Source organism: Rhizobium sp. BK529 (assembly GCF_014194105.1).
GTDB lineage: Bacteria > Pseudomonadota > Alphaproteobacteria > Rhizobiales > Rhizobiaceae > Rhizobium.
The window spans coordinates 1,525,265-1,539,144 of sequence record NZ_JACIAU010000001.1 but is presented as its reverse complement, the minus strand read 5'-3'; the positions used below and the strand labels follow the sequence as shown (position 1 = coordinate 1,539,144).

The 13,880-nt window shown below is 59.6% G+C and carries 14 protein-coding genes and 1 tRNA gene; 5 read left to right on the top strand and 10 right to left on the bottom strand.

Annotated features, from left to right (window positions below):
• Positions 1–102: 102 nt before the first annotated feature.
• A complete protein-coding gene (locus tag FHX08_RS07825) occupies positions 103–771 on the bottom strand; it encodes a DUF2161 domain-containing phosphodiesterase (RefSeq protein ID WP_132651501.1) in 669 nt (222 codons plus the stop codon).
• A 204-nt stretch (positions 772–975) separates the two neighbouring features.
• Between FHX08_RS07825 and FHX08_RS07820 the strand changes: the two genes are divergently transcribed.
• Positions 976–1,590 carry a TerC family protein gene (locus FHX08_RS07820; protein WP_132651502.1) on the top strand — a complete coding sequence of 205 codons (615 nt, stop codon included), beginning with the start codon at positions 976–978 and terminating at the stop codon, positions 1,588–1,590.
• On the opposite strand, the gene FHX08_RS07815 is transcribed toward FHX08_RS07820, so the two are convergent.
• The 3 genes from FHX08_RS07815 to metG are packed head-to-tail and all read right to left on the bottom strand — an operon-like array spanning position 1,587 to position 4,744.
• Complete coding sequence (locus FHX08_RS07815; protein WP_132651503.1) at positions 1,587–2,399, bottom strand: MBL fold metallo-hydrolase; 813 nt, start codon at positions 2,397–2,399, stop codon at positions 1,587–1,589. The genes FHX08_RS07820 and FHX08_RS07815 overlap by 4 nt on opposite strands.
• Positions 2,400–2,403: 4 nt before the next feature.
• The gene (locus FHX08_RS07810) at positions 2,404–3,186 is read right to left on the bottom strand and encodes a TatD family hydrolase (RefSeq protein WP_132651504.1); all 783 of its coding nucleotides are present in this window, start codon (positions 3,184–3,186) and stop codon (positions 2,404–2,406) included.
• Positions 3,187–3,190: 4 nt separating this feature from the next.
• Complete coding sequence (gene metG / locus FHX08_RS07805; RefSeq protein ID WP_132651505.1) at positions 3,191–4,744, bottom strand: methionine--tRNA ligase; 1,554 nt, start codon at positions 4,742–4,744, stop codon at positions 3,191–3,193.
• Positions 4,745–4,977: 233 nt separating this feature from the next.
• Here metG and FHX08_RS07800 point away from each other — a divergent pair, with 233 nt between their 5' ends.
• Complete coding sequence (locus FHX08_RS07800) at positions 4,978–5,766, top strand: sulfite exporter TauE/SafE family protein (protein ID WP_132651506.1); 789 nt, start codon at positions 4,978–4,980, stop codon at positions 5,764–5,766.
• Here FHX08_RS07800 and FHX08_RS07795 read toward each other — a convergent pair whose 3' ends face one another.
• From FHX08_RS07795 to FHX08_RS07780, 4 genes are all read right to left on the bottom strand, one after another.
• The gene (locus tag FHX08_RS07795; protein ID WP_132651507.1) at positions 5,767–6,792 is read right to left on the bottom strand and encodes a DNA polymerase III subunit delta'; all 1,026 of its coding nucleotides are present in this window, start codon (positions 6,790–6,792) and stop codon (positions 5,767–5,769) included.
• Positions 6,785–7,462, bottom strand: coding sequence for a dTMP kinase (tmk, locus tag FHX08_RS07790; RefSeq protein ID WP_132651508.1), 678 nt, complete (start codon positions 7,460–7,462; stop codon positions 6,785–6,787). Before tmk ends, FHX08_RS07795 begins: the two co-directional genes overlap by 8 nt.
• A gap of 135 nt (positions 7,463–7,597) precedes the next feature.
• Positions 7,598–8,791, bottom strand: coding sequence for a D-alanyl-D-alanine carboxypeptidase family protein (locus tag FHX08_RS07785; protein ID WP_132651509.1), 1,194 nt, complete (start codon positions 8,789–8,791; stop codon positions 7,598–7,600).
• An 83-nt stretch (positions 8,792–8,874) separates the two neighbouring features.
• Positions 8,875–10,041 (bottom strand): septal ring lytic transglycosylase RlpA family protein, encoded by a 1,167-nt coding sequence (locus FHX08_RS07780; RefSeq protein ID WP_132651510.1) that lies wholly within the window; start codon positions 10,039–10,041, stop codon positions 8,875–8,877.
• Positions 10,042–10,494: 453 nt separating this feature from the next.
• Here FHX08_RS07780 and FHX08_RS07775 point away from each other — a divergent pair.
• Both FHX08_RS07775 and FHX08_RS07770 read left to right on the top strand, forming a co-directional pair.
• Positions 10,495–10,584: transfer RNA gene (locus FHX08_RS07775), tRNA-Ser, on the top strand.
• A 140-nt stretch (positions 10,585–10,724) separates the two neighbouring features.
• Positions 10,725–11,837, top strand: a complete 1,113-nt coding sequence (locus tag FHX08_RS07770) for an NAD(P)/FAD-dependent oxidoreductase (protein WP_132651511.1) — start codon at positions 10,725–10,727, stop codon at positions 11,835–11,837.
• A 64-nt stretch (positions 11,838–11,901) separates the two neighbouring features.
• Here FHX08_RS07770 and FHX08_RS07765 read toward each other — a convergent pair whose 3' ends face one another.
• Positions 11,902–12,801: a DMT family transporter gene (locus tag FHX08_RS07765; protein ID WP_132651512.1), complete on the bottom strand. Its 900-nt coding sequence runs from the start codon at positions 12,799–12,801 to the stop codon at positions 11,902–11,904.
• A 350-nt stretch (positions 12,802–13,151) separates the two neighbouring features.
• Between FHX08_RS07765 and FHX08_RS07760 the strand changes: the two genes are divergently transcribed.
• Positions 13,152–13,406, top strand: a complete 255-nt coding sequence (locus FHX08_RS07760; RefSeq protein WP_132651513.1) for a GlsB/YeaQ/YmgE family stress response membrane protein — start codon at positions 13,152–13,154, stop codon at positions 13,404–13,406.
• A gap of 65 nt (positions 13,407–13,471) precedes the next feature.
• Here FHX08_RS07760 and FHX08_RS07755 read toward each other — a convergent pair whose 3' ends face one another.
• Positions 13,472–13,753, bottom strand: a complete 282-nt coding sequence (locus FHX08_RS07755) for a hypothetical protein (protein WP_132651514.1) — start codon at positions 13,751–13,753, stop codon at positions 13,472–13,474.
• Positions 13,754–13,880 lie beyond the last annotated feature (127 nt).

The following is a 13,880-nucleotide window of genomic DNA, read 5'->3' as shown; positions in this document are numbered from 1 at the left end:
GAGTGACACTCTTACTTTGCAGAAACAGGACACTTCAACTTTGCGGCTACACACGCAGATCGCATAAGATAGATTATGGAACTTAAACGCATGCCCGATAAGCTATTGTGCCGCCTGCATTTCCGGCTGCGGCCATCGCTGCAGCGCTTCTCGTCCAGCATCCGTCAAGCCGTAGATGCCTCTGTCGTGCCGCTCGAACCAGCCGTAGACATTCGACTGCAGGATCTTCCCGGCCTCCGGTACGTAGGATCTGACATCGCGCATCCGCAGCGGTCCTGATGCCAGCGCAGCGGCACAGCTGAGCGCCTGCTGGCGGTATGCCGTCATGACCGGCGCGCGCGTGCTGCCGCCGAGCGCCGGATCACCGCGCCGTTTCTGGTGTTCGCGCATCAGCCTCGAACGGCGCTTCGGATTGGTGCGTGGCATTGGTGATACGGAGCCGACGATGACGCTGACATCGCCGGCGTCCGAAATGCCGAGCATTCCGATGCCGAGCCTGCGGCAGAGATCCCGGTAGCGCTTATCGGCCTCGCGACCCTTGCCCTTGGCCGATATCCTGGCTGCGATCCAGACTTCGTCTGAGACAGCTGCGCGATCGACGGCCTGCAGGATCAGCTCGAGATTGAAGCTCATCTTCAACTCGCAGACCACGACCACAGGCGGATCACCATCACTTAGGCCCACGAGATCGCAGCCGCCGACTTCGCCTTTGACGACGTAACCTGCCTTTTCGAGGAAGCCTTTGACGGGCAGATAAAGCGACGTTTCCATGAGCCTGCGGATAGAAAAAGAATCGTTCCATAATCTACATGGATCCGCCGCCGCGCGACACCGCATCTAGTGTAGCGTGCCGGATTTGCACGGCCCAGATTGCGCGAAATGGCCGTGGAAGCGGCCGCAAATGCATCCCTTCGCCGGTTGACGGAAAAGGCTCAAGACGGTAGCACCCTCGGAGCTTATTGGGGGTAATGCAATATGGATATTTTCACAGCGGCCGGCTTGACGGCCTTGCTGCAGGTCATTGCTATTGACCTTGTTCTCGCCGGCGATAACGCCGTCGTCATCGGCCTCGCTGCTGCTGGCCTGGAAGCCGCGCAGCGCCGCAAGGCGATCATTGTCGGCATTCTGGCGGCAACGGTGCTTCGTATTCTCTTCGCGTCTGTCGCTGTTTATCTTCTGGCAATCGTCGGGCTGCTGCTCGCCGGCGGCCTGCTGCTGCTCTGGGTCTGCTGGAAGATGTGGCGTGAGCTGCGCGCCGGTCACAACAGCGAAGAACACGCGACCGAGGCCGGTGCATCGGCGCCGAGAAAGACCTTCCTCCAGGCGGCGACGCAGATCGTCATTGCTGACGTTTCCATGTCGCTGGACAATGTTCTTGCCGTTGCGGGGGCAGCGCGAGAGCATCCGAGCGTCCTGGTCCTTGGCCTCGGCCTTTCCATCGCGCTGATGGGCATCGCTGCAAACTTCATCGCCCGCCTGCTCAACAAGCATCGTTGGATCGCCTATGTCGGCCTTGCTATCATTCTCTATGTCGCAATCGACATGATCCATCGCGGATATCTCGAGGTCGCGCCGTTCATCGGCGCCTAAACCTCGACTTCGAAGCTCATCTGGTCGAACGCCGGAACCACATGGTCCGGCGTTTGCGCCATGACCACATCGTAGTCGAGCGGCGTATGCATATGCGTCAGGATCGCTCGCCGGGGCTTGAGGCGATCGATCCAGTCCAGCGACTGTTCCAGCGAAAGATGGCTGGGATGATAAGCATATTGCAGGGCATCGATGATGAGCATGTCGAGACCTTGCAACTTCTCCACCGTTTGCGGCGGAAAGTCGCTGACATCGCTGCAATAAGCCACATTCCCGATGCGGAAGCCGAGCGAATGGATGTCGCCGTGCTGTTGCAGATGCGGCACGCAAGCGATCGTTCCGCCGGGTCCGTGGATTTCGACGGGCTTTTCCAGATCCTCGATCACGATCGGCAGCGCAATCGGCGGATAGTTGCTGCCCGGCGGCGTCTCTAGGCAGTAGCTGAAGGCCTCCCGCAACCTGTCCATGGTGAACGGCTCGGCGAAGATCGGTACGCGCCGGCGGGTATTGTGGAAATAGCCACGAAGATCGTCGATGCCGTGAATATGGTCGGCATGCGGATGGGTGTAGAGGACCGCATCGACATGGTCCACCCCTGCCCTGATCATCTGTTCGCGGAAATCCGGACCGGTATCGACGACAACAGTCGTCGAAGCGCCATCATCGGCGAATTGCTGGATCATGAAGGAAGCGCGCGTCCGGCGGTTTTTCGGGTTGTCCGGATTGCAGGCGCCCCAGTCACCGGTGATGCGCGGCACGCCGGGTGACGACGAGCAGCCGAGAATAGTGAACCGCTGCCGTCGTGCCACGCCGCTAGATCCTTGGCATCTTGGAAAACAGCCTGAAAGCATTCTCAGTGGTGATCCGCGCAACCTCCTCGTAAGGAAGGCCGATCGTATCGGCCAGGACCTCAGCGGTATTCACCACGTAAGACGGCTCGTTGCGCTTGCCGCGCCAGCGCTTCGGCGCCAGATATGGCGCATCCGTCTCGACGAGCAGCCTGTCATGTGGAATGGTCTTGGCGATCTCGCGCAGCTCCTCCGACTTGGGGAAGGTCAGGATTCCCGAGAAGGAAATGTAGCCGCCGAGCTCCACGCCGGTCTTTGCCAGCTCCGGGCCGGCCGAGAAGCAGTGCAGGATGAAGGGGAAGGCCCCCTTCCCTGTTTCCTCGGTCAGGATCGCAGCCATATCGGCATCGGCGCTGCGGCTATGAATGACGAGCGGAAGCTGCGTTTCCCGTGCAGCGGCGATATGGCGCCGAAAACCGGTCTGCTGGTCCTCCGGCGTCTGCGTGTCGTAGAAATAGTCGAGACCAGCCTCGCCGATCGCAACTACTTTCTGATGAGCATCGGCGAGCCGCACCAGATCTTCTGTCTGAATATCCAGTTCGTCACCTGCATTATTCGGATGCGTACCGACGGAACAGAAGACCGAAGGATATCTCTTGGTGATCGCGAGCAGCCCGTCGAGCTTCCGCACGCGGGTGCAGATGGTCACCATCTGTGCCACGCCAACCTCATGGGCGCGTGCCACGATTTCGTCGCGTTCCGCATCGAAATCGGCGAAATCCAGATGACAATGCGTATCGATCAGCACGTCCTCAAGCCTCCCCAGGGGCCACGTAACGCGGGAAGACCGGCTTCGGCGCTTCGAGCGGCGTTCCCGGCACCAGACGACCGGCTTCGCCGAGTGCGGCGAAATTGCGTTTGTCGGCACGCGCGGCCACGAGATCGAGCAGTTTACCAGCCGATTCCGGCATGAACGGCTGCAGCAGAATGGCGATCTGGCGAACAACTTCTGCGGTCACATAGAGCACCGTGCCCATCCGCGCCGGATCGGTCTTCTTTAGCGCCCAAGGCTCCTGGCCGGCGAAATAGCGGTCGGTTTCGGACACCACGGCGATGATGGAAGCCAGAGCGCGGTGGATCATCTGCTTGCCCATGTCTTCGCGTGTCGAGGCATGCAGTGCATCGGCCTGCGCCAGCATCGCCTTGTCCTCGTCGGTCAGCGGCCCGCAGTCCGGTATCTTGCCGTCGCAATTCTTGACGATCATCGACAGCGAGCGGCTGGCGAGGTTGCCGATGCCGTTAGCAAGGTCGGAATTGATGCGCGTGCCGATCGCCTCTTCGCTATAGCTGCCGTCCTGGCCGAAGGAGACTTCGCGCAGGAAGAAGTAGCGCACTTGGTCGAGGCCGAAATGGTTCACCAGGTTGACCGGATCGACGACGTTGCCGAGCGACTTCGACATCTTCTCGCCCTTGTTGAGCAGGAAGCCATGGGCAAAGACGCGCTTCGGCAGCGGCAGCTTTGCCGACATCAGGAAGGCCGGCCAGTAGACTGCGTGGAAGCGGATGATGTCCTTGCCGATGATATGCACATCGGCCGGCCAGTATTTGGCACGCGGCCCGTTGCGGTCTTCGATATAGCCGGTCGCGGTGATGTAGTTCGTCAGCGCGTCGACCCAGACATACATGACATGCGAGGGATCGTTCGGTACCTTGATGCCCCAGTCGAAGGTGGTGCGCGAGATCGACAGGTCCTTCAGGCCCGACTTGACGAAGGAGATCACCTCGTTGCGACGTTCGGCGGGGCCGATGAAATCAGGATTTTCCTCGTAATGCTTCAGCAGACGGTCCTGATATTCCGAGAGCTTGAAGAAATAGCTCGCCTCTTCCACCCATTCGACAGGCGTGCCCTGCGGCCCGTAGCGCACGCCATCGGCGCGCAGCTCCGTTTCGTTTTCCTGATAATAGGCCTCGTCGCGCACGGAATACCAGCCGGCGTAGGAATCTTTGTAGATGTCGCCATTGTCGGCCATCAGGTTCCAGATATTGCGCGAGGTTTCGTGATGGCGCTCCTGCGTGGTGCGGATGAAATCGTCGTTCGACGCGTTGAGCAGCTTCGCCATCGCCTGGAATTCACCGGAATTGCGGTCGGCAAGTGCCTGCGGCGTGATGCCTTCGGCGCGTGCCGTCTGCTGCATCTTCTGGCCGTGTTCGTCCGTACCCGTCAGGAAGAAGACATCCCTGCCGTCGAGGCGCTGGTAGCGCGCCATGGCATCGGTCGCAATCAGCTCATAGGCATGGCCGATATGCGGCTTGCCATTGGGATAGGAGATCGCGGTTGTGATGTAGAAGGGGGTCTTGTCTGTCATGGCGGCCAATTCCGGCTTACTCTATAAAAATCGTCAGCCGCTATTAGCGCATGTCTCGGGTAAGCGAAACATCAAGTTTGCCAACCGCCTACGATTTCGCGGACATCGGTCGTGAACTTGACTCGCGTTCTGACGCAATCTACCTCTTGTCCGGCAACAGGGCGGGACAGAAGCGAAGTGCCATTTTTCTTGATCTTGAATCGTCGGGGCCGCGCGCCATTGGGGGCGCATATTTGACGTTCGAGCCTCTTTATTCCTTGTCCGGTCTTATGGTGGGAGCGCTGGTCGGCATCACTGGCGTCGGCGGCGGTTCGCTCATGACGCCGCTGCTCGTGCTCCTCTTTGGCGTCCATCCGGCAACCGCGGTCGGAACCGATCTTCTCTATGCGGCGATCACCAAGACGGCGGGTACGGCAGTTCACGGCATGCACGGACGCGTCAACTGGAAGATCGTCGGCAGCCTTGCCACCGGCAGCGTACCAGCTGCGCTCCTGATGCTCTGGGTGATGGCTGGTGTCGATCGCAAGAGTATCGGCGTCACGAGTTCCATCACAATAGCGCTTGGCTGGCTTCTGGTTATGACCGCGATAATGTTAGTCTTCCGTAGCCAGATCCTTCAATTTGCTCGCCGGGCGATCGGCGAACGCATGCCGCCGAAACCGGCGACTATCGCCGTCTTTACCGTCATTCTCGGCATCGTGCTCGGCGTGCTGGTGACCCTGACTTCGGTCGGCGCCGGCGCCATGGGCGTCACGATTCTGCTGGTCCTCTATCCGCGGCTCGATGTGCGCGAAATCGTCGGCTCCGATATCGTCCATGCCGTTCCCCTGACGCTGATCGGTGGCATGGGATACTGGCTTATCGGAGAGATCGACTGGGCGATGTTGCTCGCCCTGCTCGTCGGCTCCATTCCTGGCATCATTATCGGCAGCCTTCTTGCGCCGAGACTGCACGAGCGCACCATCCGCATCGTGCTGGCCGTCACACTTGCGATCGTCGCCTGGAAACTGCTGGCCGGTTGATCAGGCGCGCGGCTGCTTGATCTCGGAAAGCACTTCCATGATCGTCTGCTTGCGGTCGAGATTGTAAGCGGCGGAGACGGTCAGCTTCTCGGTGATTTCGGAATAGAGCCGCGCCAGTCGCTCGGCGGCTGCGATCTGCCCCTCGCCCGCAGCAATGCGTGCGCGGTTCATCACGTCGTCGCCGACATGGCTCACGAAGAAATCGAAGATCGTATCGCTCTCTTTGCCGGAAAGTGCATCCGCAAGCCTGTGCATGGCCTTGCGCGCCGCAGGCCCTTCGGAGGACAGAACCGCGTTATAAGCTTCGATGATCTCGCCGCCGCCATAATTCAGCAATTTCAGCGCCTCGCCGACACTGCCCTTGGCGGCGGAGAGCAGGGCCTGCCCCTCCCCCTGAATGCCGAGATGAGCGAGAGCGGAAACCAGCGCCTGATCGTCGAGCGGCGCAAGCTTCAGCGGCAGGCAGCGTGAACGGATCGTCGGCAGCAGTTTGCCCGGCGCATGCGAGAGAACGAGGAACATCGCACGCTTCGGCGGCTCCTCCAGGATCTTCAAGATGGCGTTTGCCGCGTTCCGGTTCATATCGTCAGCCGGATCGATGATGACGATACGCCAGTTGCCGGTGCCCGAGGTCTGAGAGAAGAACTTGCCGGCACGGCGCACCTCATCGACGGTGATCGCCGATTTCACTTTCCCGGTCTTTTCATCGATCGGCCGCGACAGATGCAGGAGATTATGCGAGGCGCCTGACGCTATCTGCCGGCTGACCGCAGAGTTGGGGTCCGGATCTCCAATCTGGGACGGCGCGCTCGCCGGATCGGGATGCGACAACACATGATTGGCGAAGCGGAAGGCGAGCGTCGCCTTGCCGATACCCTCGGGGCCTTCGATCAGGATCGCATGATGGCCTTTACCAGAACGGTAGAACTGCGCGAGGAAATCCTCGGCCCCTTCATGGCCGAAGAGCTTCGTGTTCTCGGCTGGCCATATGGCTCCGTCGAGCAGTCCATGCCTGTCCTCACTCATGATGCGCCGCTTCCGGCATCCGCTCTTCGGTCGTTGGCTTCAGCAATTGCCTGACGATGCCTAGAATTTCCGCGGCAATCGCCTCTTCCGGCTGCGTGGCGTTGACGATATTGCAGCGCTCCGGCTCGCGCGCGGCGATATCGAGATAAGCTTCGCGGCGCTTCTCGTGCGTTTCCAGCGTTTCCTTCTCGAAACGGTCAGGGCCGCCGGCATTTCGCTTGATAACACGCTCCAGCCCCAGCTTTGCGGGAATATCGAGGATCACCGTACAGTCAGGCATGACTCCGTTGATGGCGATGCGCTGCAGCGTCTCGATGAATTCCGGCTCCAGATTGCCGGTGACGCCCTGATAGACGCGGGAGGAATCGATGAAGCGGTCGCAGAGTACGATCTTGCCCTTGTGAAGCGCCGGCCGAATGACCTCTTCCACGTGATCGTTGCGGGCGGCGGCAAAGAGGATCGCCTCCATGCGCGTGCCGAAGGCTTCCGCGGCACCCGAAAGAAGCACATGGCGCACCGCTTCGGCTCCCGGTGAGCCGCCGGGTTCTCGGGTCAGCAACACGTCATGACCTTCGGCCTTCAGGGCCTCGGCAAGGCGGCGGATTTGCGTGGACTTCCCAGCGCCTTCTCCGCCTTCAAACGTAACGAACAATCCCGTACCGGACGACAATGATACTTTCCCGCATTCTGAGCGACACGCTCTTCCTCTATCTATCCGAAGATAGTGCGGAGCGAAACCTTTTGCCGCGGCGACATATTCACCTTCCCCGGCAAATTGCCGGAAAATTCGATCCTGACAAGAGGCTTAGCTCTGTTCGGATGTGTCCCAAAGCCAGGAGAAGAACAGCGATTCGCCAAGCTCCAGTAGCGCATCCACCGCCCGGCTGCTGAGCGATCCCACATCGACGGATTGCACCGTATAGAGCGGTACTTCACGCAGCATCCTGTTGCCGGAAACAATGCGCAGCGTCCCGACTTCCGTATCGGCCTTCACAGGAGCCTTCAGCGGCCAGTGATAGACAATGCGGGCTGCGAGCCGGTCCGGATTGTTGATCGGAACATAGACGCTGACCGGTGTTTTGGCGATGAGATCGACCGTGCGTGCTGTGCCGCCATAGACGCTGGCAGCGCCGATCACTTCATTGTCGGCAAAGACCTGATGGCTCTCGAAGGCCGTCAATCCCCATTCCAGTACCCGCTTGGCCTCCTCCGTGCGCTCCTTGTCGGAGGCTATGCCGGCAAGTGCCACGAAGAGCCGCCGTCCATCCCGCTGTACAGAGGCGACGATCGAATAGCCCTCGCCTTCCGTAAAGCCCGTCGCCAGGCCGTCGGCGCCGAGGTCCATGCCGAGCAGCGGATTACGGTTGCGCTGGAAGATCTTATTCCACTCGAAGTCGGGCTGGGCGAAATAGGAATAGAGATTGGGGTAGGATGTCTGCAGGTCGGTCGCCAGCGTCACTAGCTCTTTGGCCGTCACCTTACTCTTGCCATCAGGAAGGCCGGTGGAATTGCCGAAAACGGCTTTATCCATACCCAGATCGCGTGCTCTTCTTGTCATGGATGCGGCGAACTGGTCCTCGCTGCCGGCCATGCCTTCGGCAAGGATGATGCAGCCGTCATTGGCCCCCTGGATCGCTACACCCTTGATGAGATCCTCGACGCGAACCCTCGATTTCAGCGCCGCAAACATGGTCGCCGCGCGTGAAGGTGCGCCGCCGGTACGCCAGGCATATTCGGAGACGGGATATTCGGTATCGAGTGAAATCTGCCCCTTGCTGACGGCATCGAAAACGAGGTCCATCGTCATCAGCTTGGCAAGCGAGGCTGGGGCAAAGACCTGGTTCTCGTTCTTGGCGAGAAGCACTGTGCCGGTTGAGGCTTCAATCATATAGGCCTGTGCGGCCTTGGTGACGAAACCAGCCTCGGTGCCTTCGGCGGCAGCGGCTGCGGAAGCAGGCAAAAGGAGGCATGCAAGGAGGCGAAGCAACGGCTTCAACATCGCTAATCCCATTGATCGTGCGGGTTGATTCAGGAGGGTAAAGCGAGCCGTAAGCCGATGCAATTATACTTTGTTGTACGCTTTTATCGTGCCTTTGCGCTGCCGCCATTCTGGCGCTTGAAGGATGCGAGGATCGATTCCTGCGTCAGGCCGTCATTGCGCACCATCACCGCATCGAAAGCGAGCGGAACCTTCACAGTCACTGCCTCCTGATAATTCATCGCAAGCGATGTACCTTTCGACCAGCCGTTCGGGCGCTCATAGGGAATGGGACCGATTTCCGGCAAAACGACCATCTGCTCCATCGCCTGCCCGCCATTGGTGAAAGCCGGCGGCGGCGTCAGGAAATGGCCGCCTGCCGGCGCCTGCATCGGTACGGGCGCCAGCTGCCGAGCCGGCGCCGCGTTATACCTTGCGGTCTGCACAGAGGAGCCTGGATACTTGGCGCTTGGCGTCGAGCCCGCATAGGCGGTCGAAGAGAATGGTACCGGAACGCTGTCAGGCGACGGGCTGGAATAGTCGCCGAGGCTCTGGAGTTGGTCGCCGGTAATCTTCTTACTGTTGGAAGCCACCATCACGCCGGTTGCGATCTGACCTTCACCCGGATTGATGCCCGGAAGGCGGCTGCCCTTCGGAATGTAGGAGGCCATCAGATAGGGCATGTCATGACCGTCGAGCGGCGCCTTGCCGACATATTGCACCCGAACCTTGCCGGTGCCGCTGTGCTGCAGGTCGAGCATGGAGGCGGTCTTGTTGGAGAGGTCGATGATACGGCCTTCATGATACGGACCGCGGTCATTGACGCGCACGATGACGGAAGAGCCATTTTCGATATTGGTCACCCGCGCATAGCTCGGAAGCGGGAAGGTCGGGTGCGCCGCGGACAGATGCATCTGATCGTAGACTTCGCCATTGGCCGTCAGGCGGCCGTGGAAGGCCGAACCGTACCAGGAAGCAATGCCCACCTTGTTATAGGAATAGTCTTCCCTGGGGTAATACATCTTCCCCTTCACCACATAGGGATCGCCTACCATGTAGCGGCCACCGCCCTTGGGAATATTGTTGCCGTTGGCAACGCGCGGGCTGGCTTTGACGCCATATTCGCTTTCGGAGAAATATTCCTTGCCGTGGGATTTCTTCTTGGGAACTGCCTGTGTCGTGCCGCAGGCCGCCACTGTTGCGCACATAGCCGATATCGCCAGCCACCGTGCTGCCGTTGCGAAAGACGTCGCCCCGTAAATCAGTTTCATATGCCCCACGCCACTCAAGACCGTTATGGTTAAGGAACTCACTCGTGAATGAGTTGGAGTTGCCTTATGCCCTGCCTGCCTAACGAGACTTTAATCTTGTGGATATCGTGGCGAATTTGCGAACGATTTCGGGGCGATAGCGCGAATTCTAATGATTATGGTTAATGCTTGGTTGATTTTAACCTGTGCAGGAATGAAATCCCAAATGTATTTTCCCATTTTTGGACCGTTTCGGATCGTGACAGCCCTGCCGGCGGCCGCCGCCGCCTTGCCCCGCGGCGAGACACATTAAAGCAGTTTAATCTGCTCAATTGTTGCTCGATCGATCAGAGCACGTTGACGCTGAAGTGCGAACCGCTATAAAGCCTGCGAAACCGCGATTTGGCCATCGGCGGAAGTAGCTTTCGTCACGCACGAGCGCCTTCCAGCAAAGTCGAGCCAGGCCAATTGGATGGAAGAGTGTCCGAGTGGTTTAAGGAACCGGTCTTGAAAACCGGCGTGCGGGAAACCGTACCGTGGGTTCGAATCCCACCTCTTCCGCCATCCTCAGCCTGCCACGACCCCATCACCCTCTTGATTTGAAGATAGGTTCACCCGACGATACCCGAAGCTAAATTGCGTTTCGGGGCACCAAAAGATTGGAAGCCCCTCACTGCGCAGTTGGACAACGAGAGGGGAATCGCATGGCGGAGGTACTGGACCTCGACTGCGTAGTCGTGGGTGGAGGCGTCGTGGGGCTCGCGGTGGCGCGCGAACTTACCATGAAGGGCCGCCAGGTGGTTCTTCTCGAGGCGGAGCCTATGACCGGCAGCATTACCTCGGCCCGCAATAGCGAGGTCATCCATGCCGGGCTCTACTATGCCACCGGCAGTTTGAAGGCGCAGCTGTGCGTTGTCGGAAAACACAAGCTCTACGAATATTGCCGAGAGCGACGCGTCCCCCACAGAGCCTGTGGCAAACTCGTCGTCGCCACCAGCGAGCAGGAGCTTGGCTATCTCGAAAAGCTGTCGAGGCAGGCTGAAGCAAATGGAGTAGAGGACTGCTATCTGATCGATGCGGCGGAACTCTTTCGCCGGGAGCCCGAGATCCGGGGCGTGGCCGCTCTTGTCTCTCCGTCGACAGGTATCGTCGACAGCCACAGCCTCATGCAGGCATACATTACGGACGTAGAGGCCGACGGCGGAACCATCGTCTGCAATTCGCCTGTCATCGAAGGTGAATTCACTGCGGACAAGATCCGTCTGTCCGTTGGTGGCCGCGATCCGGTCAGAATTGAAGCAGGCCTCGTCGTAAATGCTGCCGGTTTGAATGCCTGGACCCTTTCCGAGAGATTGTCGGGCCTAGATGCAAGCACCATCCCGCCACGTTACTACGCCAAGGGATGCTATTTTGCATTGGCTGGCCGTGCGCCGGCAAAGCAGCTGATCTATCCGGTCCCTGAACCCGGCGGTCTCGGTGTGCACCTGACGCTCGACCTGGCGGGCCAGGCGCGCTTCGGTCCTGATGTCGAATGGGTGGAGGCAATCGATTATGACGTCGATCCGAGCCGCGCCGATAAATTCTATTCCGCAATCCGCCGCTATTGGCCCGATCTGGTCGATGGCGCGCTGCAGCCTGCCTATTCGGGCATACGTCCGAAAATCGCCGGCCCGGCTGCGGGCGGCGGCGGTGACTTCGTGATCCAGGGGCCGGAGCAAACCCGTCACCCTGGCTATGTAGCGCTCTATGGAATTGAAAGCCCTGGCCTCACCGCTTCGCTGGCGATCGGGCAGAAGGTTGCGCGACTTGCGGGGTGAGACAAAGCGTTTTCGGTGGAAGTCCGCCCCGATAGCGGCCGGTTACCCGCCTGATCACGTCGCGTCAGCAGGGCGCACGCTTCTTTCGGACGAGTACGCCCTGGCGTTCCCAGGCGACCAGTACCAAACTTGAGGCAATGATGATGAGCGCACCGACGAAGACATTTATCTCAGGGACTTCCGCCCAAATGGCATAGCCGTAAACGAAGGCCCAGATGAGCCCACTGTATTCGACGGGTGCGAGCGCCGAGGCCGGCGCGTATCGGAATCCCTCATAGAGAAGGAATTGCCCGAGCGTGGAGACGAGCCCGAGGCCGATCATCAAGGCCCAGCCGATGACGTCGGGCGTCTTCCAGATCCAGGGGAACGACAAGGTGCAGGCAATCCCGAACAGCAGGCTGGTTGCGAACATCTGCGTCAGCGTTGTCTCGCTGCGACTGACAAGCCGGATGAGGATCGTGCTCCAGGCCCAGCAGAAACCAGCGATGAGACACATGACAGCCGGCACGAGATTGGGTGAATGCGTGGGGTTGGCAGCGATGGCAACGCCGATGAAGCCGCCGATACAGGCAATCCAGCGCCCCGTTCCGATTGCTTCCTTGAGAACCAGGATTGACAGGAACATGACGATGATGGGCGCCGAGAAGTAGAGCGTGGTCAGCTCGGCAAGACCCAGATATCGCGCGGCATTGTAGAATAGCAGCCAGGCGATCAGCATCAGCATCGCGCGAAGGACGACCGTGCCTCTATAGGGGCTTTTGAGGATCGAAGGATGGCGCCGGTAATGCACGAGAACGCCGGTGACGACAACGATGACCAGGCTGCGCATGAACAGGATTTCAGGAACTTCATAGTCGGCCACGAGCCACTTGACCAAGGCATCCTGCATGGCAAAGCAGGCGTAACCGGCGCAGGCGAGCGCTATGCCTGCCAGCGGCCGTGATTCGACTTTTTCGGAATTCATCCAAACCTCGCAGCGCCTGACTTTGCGATGGGGAGTCTCTATCGCGAGGCTCATCGCAGAACATGTCTTATCTGCGGACCGTCAGTAAAGCTACAGCCATCGATGCGAGGTCATGACGTCCCGCTGTCAGCCATTCCGGCAGGGCTTGCGCAGTTGAGGCGATAAACTATGGTTAGTCCGGCAAAGGGGAAATCTGATCTTCAAGAGGAGTTTGCCGATGCCCGCCGGCTTTGCCGCGGTGGCGTTTTCAGGACAGCTTCGTTCCTGACCGCGCTAAGCCGCTGCTAGGGCGGAACTTATTTCGATTGTGCGCGTTTCATCTCACGTTTTGCCCAGGAGGGGAGATTGCCATGGAAAGTGCAGGCGTAGGTTGGATTGCAGCCATCATTATCGGCGGCATCGCCGGCTGGCTGGCGGAGAAATTCATGAACAGCAATATGGGCGTGTTCATGAACATAGTGCTCGGTATCGTGGGCGCGATTGTCGCCAACTGGATTCTTAGTATCCTTCACATCCAGCCACTCAGCGGCTGGCTCGGATACCTGATCACGGGCTTTGTCGGCGCATGCATACTGATAGCGCTCGGACGCCTTGTCCGCCGCTGACCTAACACGGAAAGATTGCGGGGAAAGGTTGAAAGCCGGATGTCACGCGTCCGGCTTCTTTTCACCTAGCGACGGCTGAGGAGGCCGAAGAGATAAGCGATACCCGCGGTAATAGCGACCGCGGTCAGCGGTTCTTCGCGCACCCTGTCACGGAAGCGTTCGGTCATGACCGAAGCCTCGTCGGCAACTGCCGTCTTGGCGCCCTGCCCCAGCGCGATCACGCTTTCCGAAAGGCGGGCCAGATCTTCGCGAAGCGCGGCAACCTGCGCGGACAGATCGTCGGCGGCAGCTTCAGCCTTGACGCGCGCAGCGGCGGATTCGGCGGAAGCGGGTTTCAGTTCGGCCATGGTCTGCTCCTGTTTAGATGGAATGCCGCATCAACGAAATGAAGGCTGGAAAGGTTCCGCAATCAAGCATCTTTTGTCGCTCAGGGCAGGTTAGCGAAAGCGCGTGCAAGGCCTATACGCTTTTCGC

What these genes read in the sequence shown, in the direction of transcription:
- FHX08_RS07825 (WP_132651501.1), bottom strand. Translation starts at nt 771, where the DNA reads ATGGAAACGTCGCTTTATCTGCCCGTCAAAGGCTTCCTCGAAAAGGCA.
- FHX08_RS07820 (WP_132651502.1), top strand. Translation starts at nt 976, where the DNA reads ATGGATATTTTCACAGCGGCCGGCTTGACGGCCTTGCTGCAGGTCATT.
- metG (WP_132651505.1), bottom strand. Translation starts at nt 4,744, where the DNA reads ATGACAGACAAGACCCCCTTCTACATCACAACCGCGATCTCCTATCCC.
- FHX08_RS07795 (WP_132651507.1), bottom strand. Translation starts at nt 6,792, where the DNA reads ATGAGTGAGGACAGGCATGGACTGCTCGACGGAGCCATATGGCCAGCC.
- FHX08_RS07785 (WP_132651509.1), bottom strand. Translation starts at nt 8,791, where the DNA reads ATGTTGAAGCCGTTGCTTCGCCTCCTTGCATGCCTCCTTTTGCCTGCT.
- FHX08_RS07780 (WP_132651510.1), bottom strand. Translation starts at nt 10,041, where the DNA reads ATGAAACTGATTTACGGGGCGACGTCTTTCGCAACGGCAGCACGGTGG.
- FHX08_RS07770 (WP_132651511.1), top strand. Translation starts at nt 10,725, where the DNA reads ATGGCGGAGGTACTGGACCTCGACTGCGTAGTCGTGGGTGGAGGCGTC.
- FHX08_RS07765 (WP_132651512.1), bottom strand. Translation starts at nt 12,801, where the DNA reads ATGAATTCCGAAAAAGTCGAATCACGGCCGCTGGCAGGCATAGCGCTC.
- FHX08_RS07760 (WP_132651513.1), top strand. Translation starts at nt 13,152, where the DNA reads ATGGAAAGTGCAGGCGTAGGTTGGATTGCAGCCATCATTATCGGCGGC.
- FHX08_RS07755 (WP_132651514.1), bottom strand. Translation starts at nt 13,753, where the DNA reads ATGGCCGAACTGAAACCCGCTTCCGCCGAATCCGCCGCTGCGCGCGTC.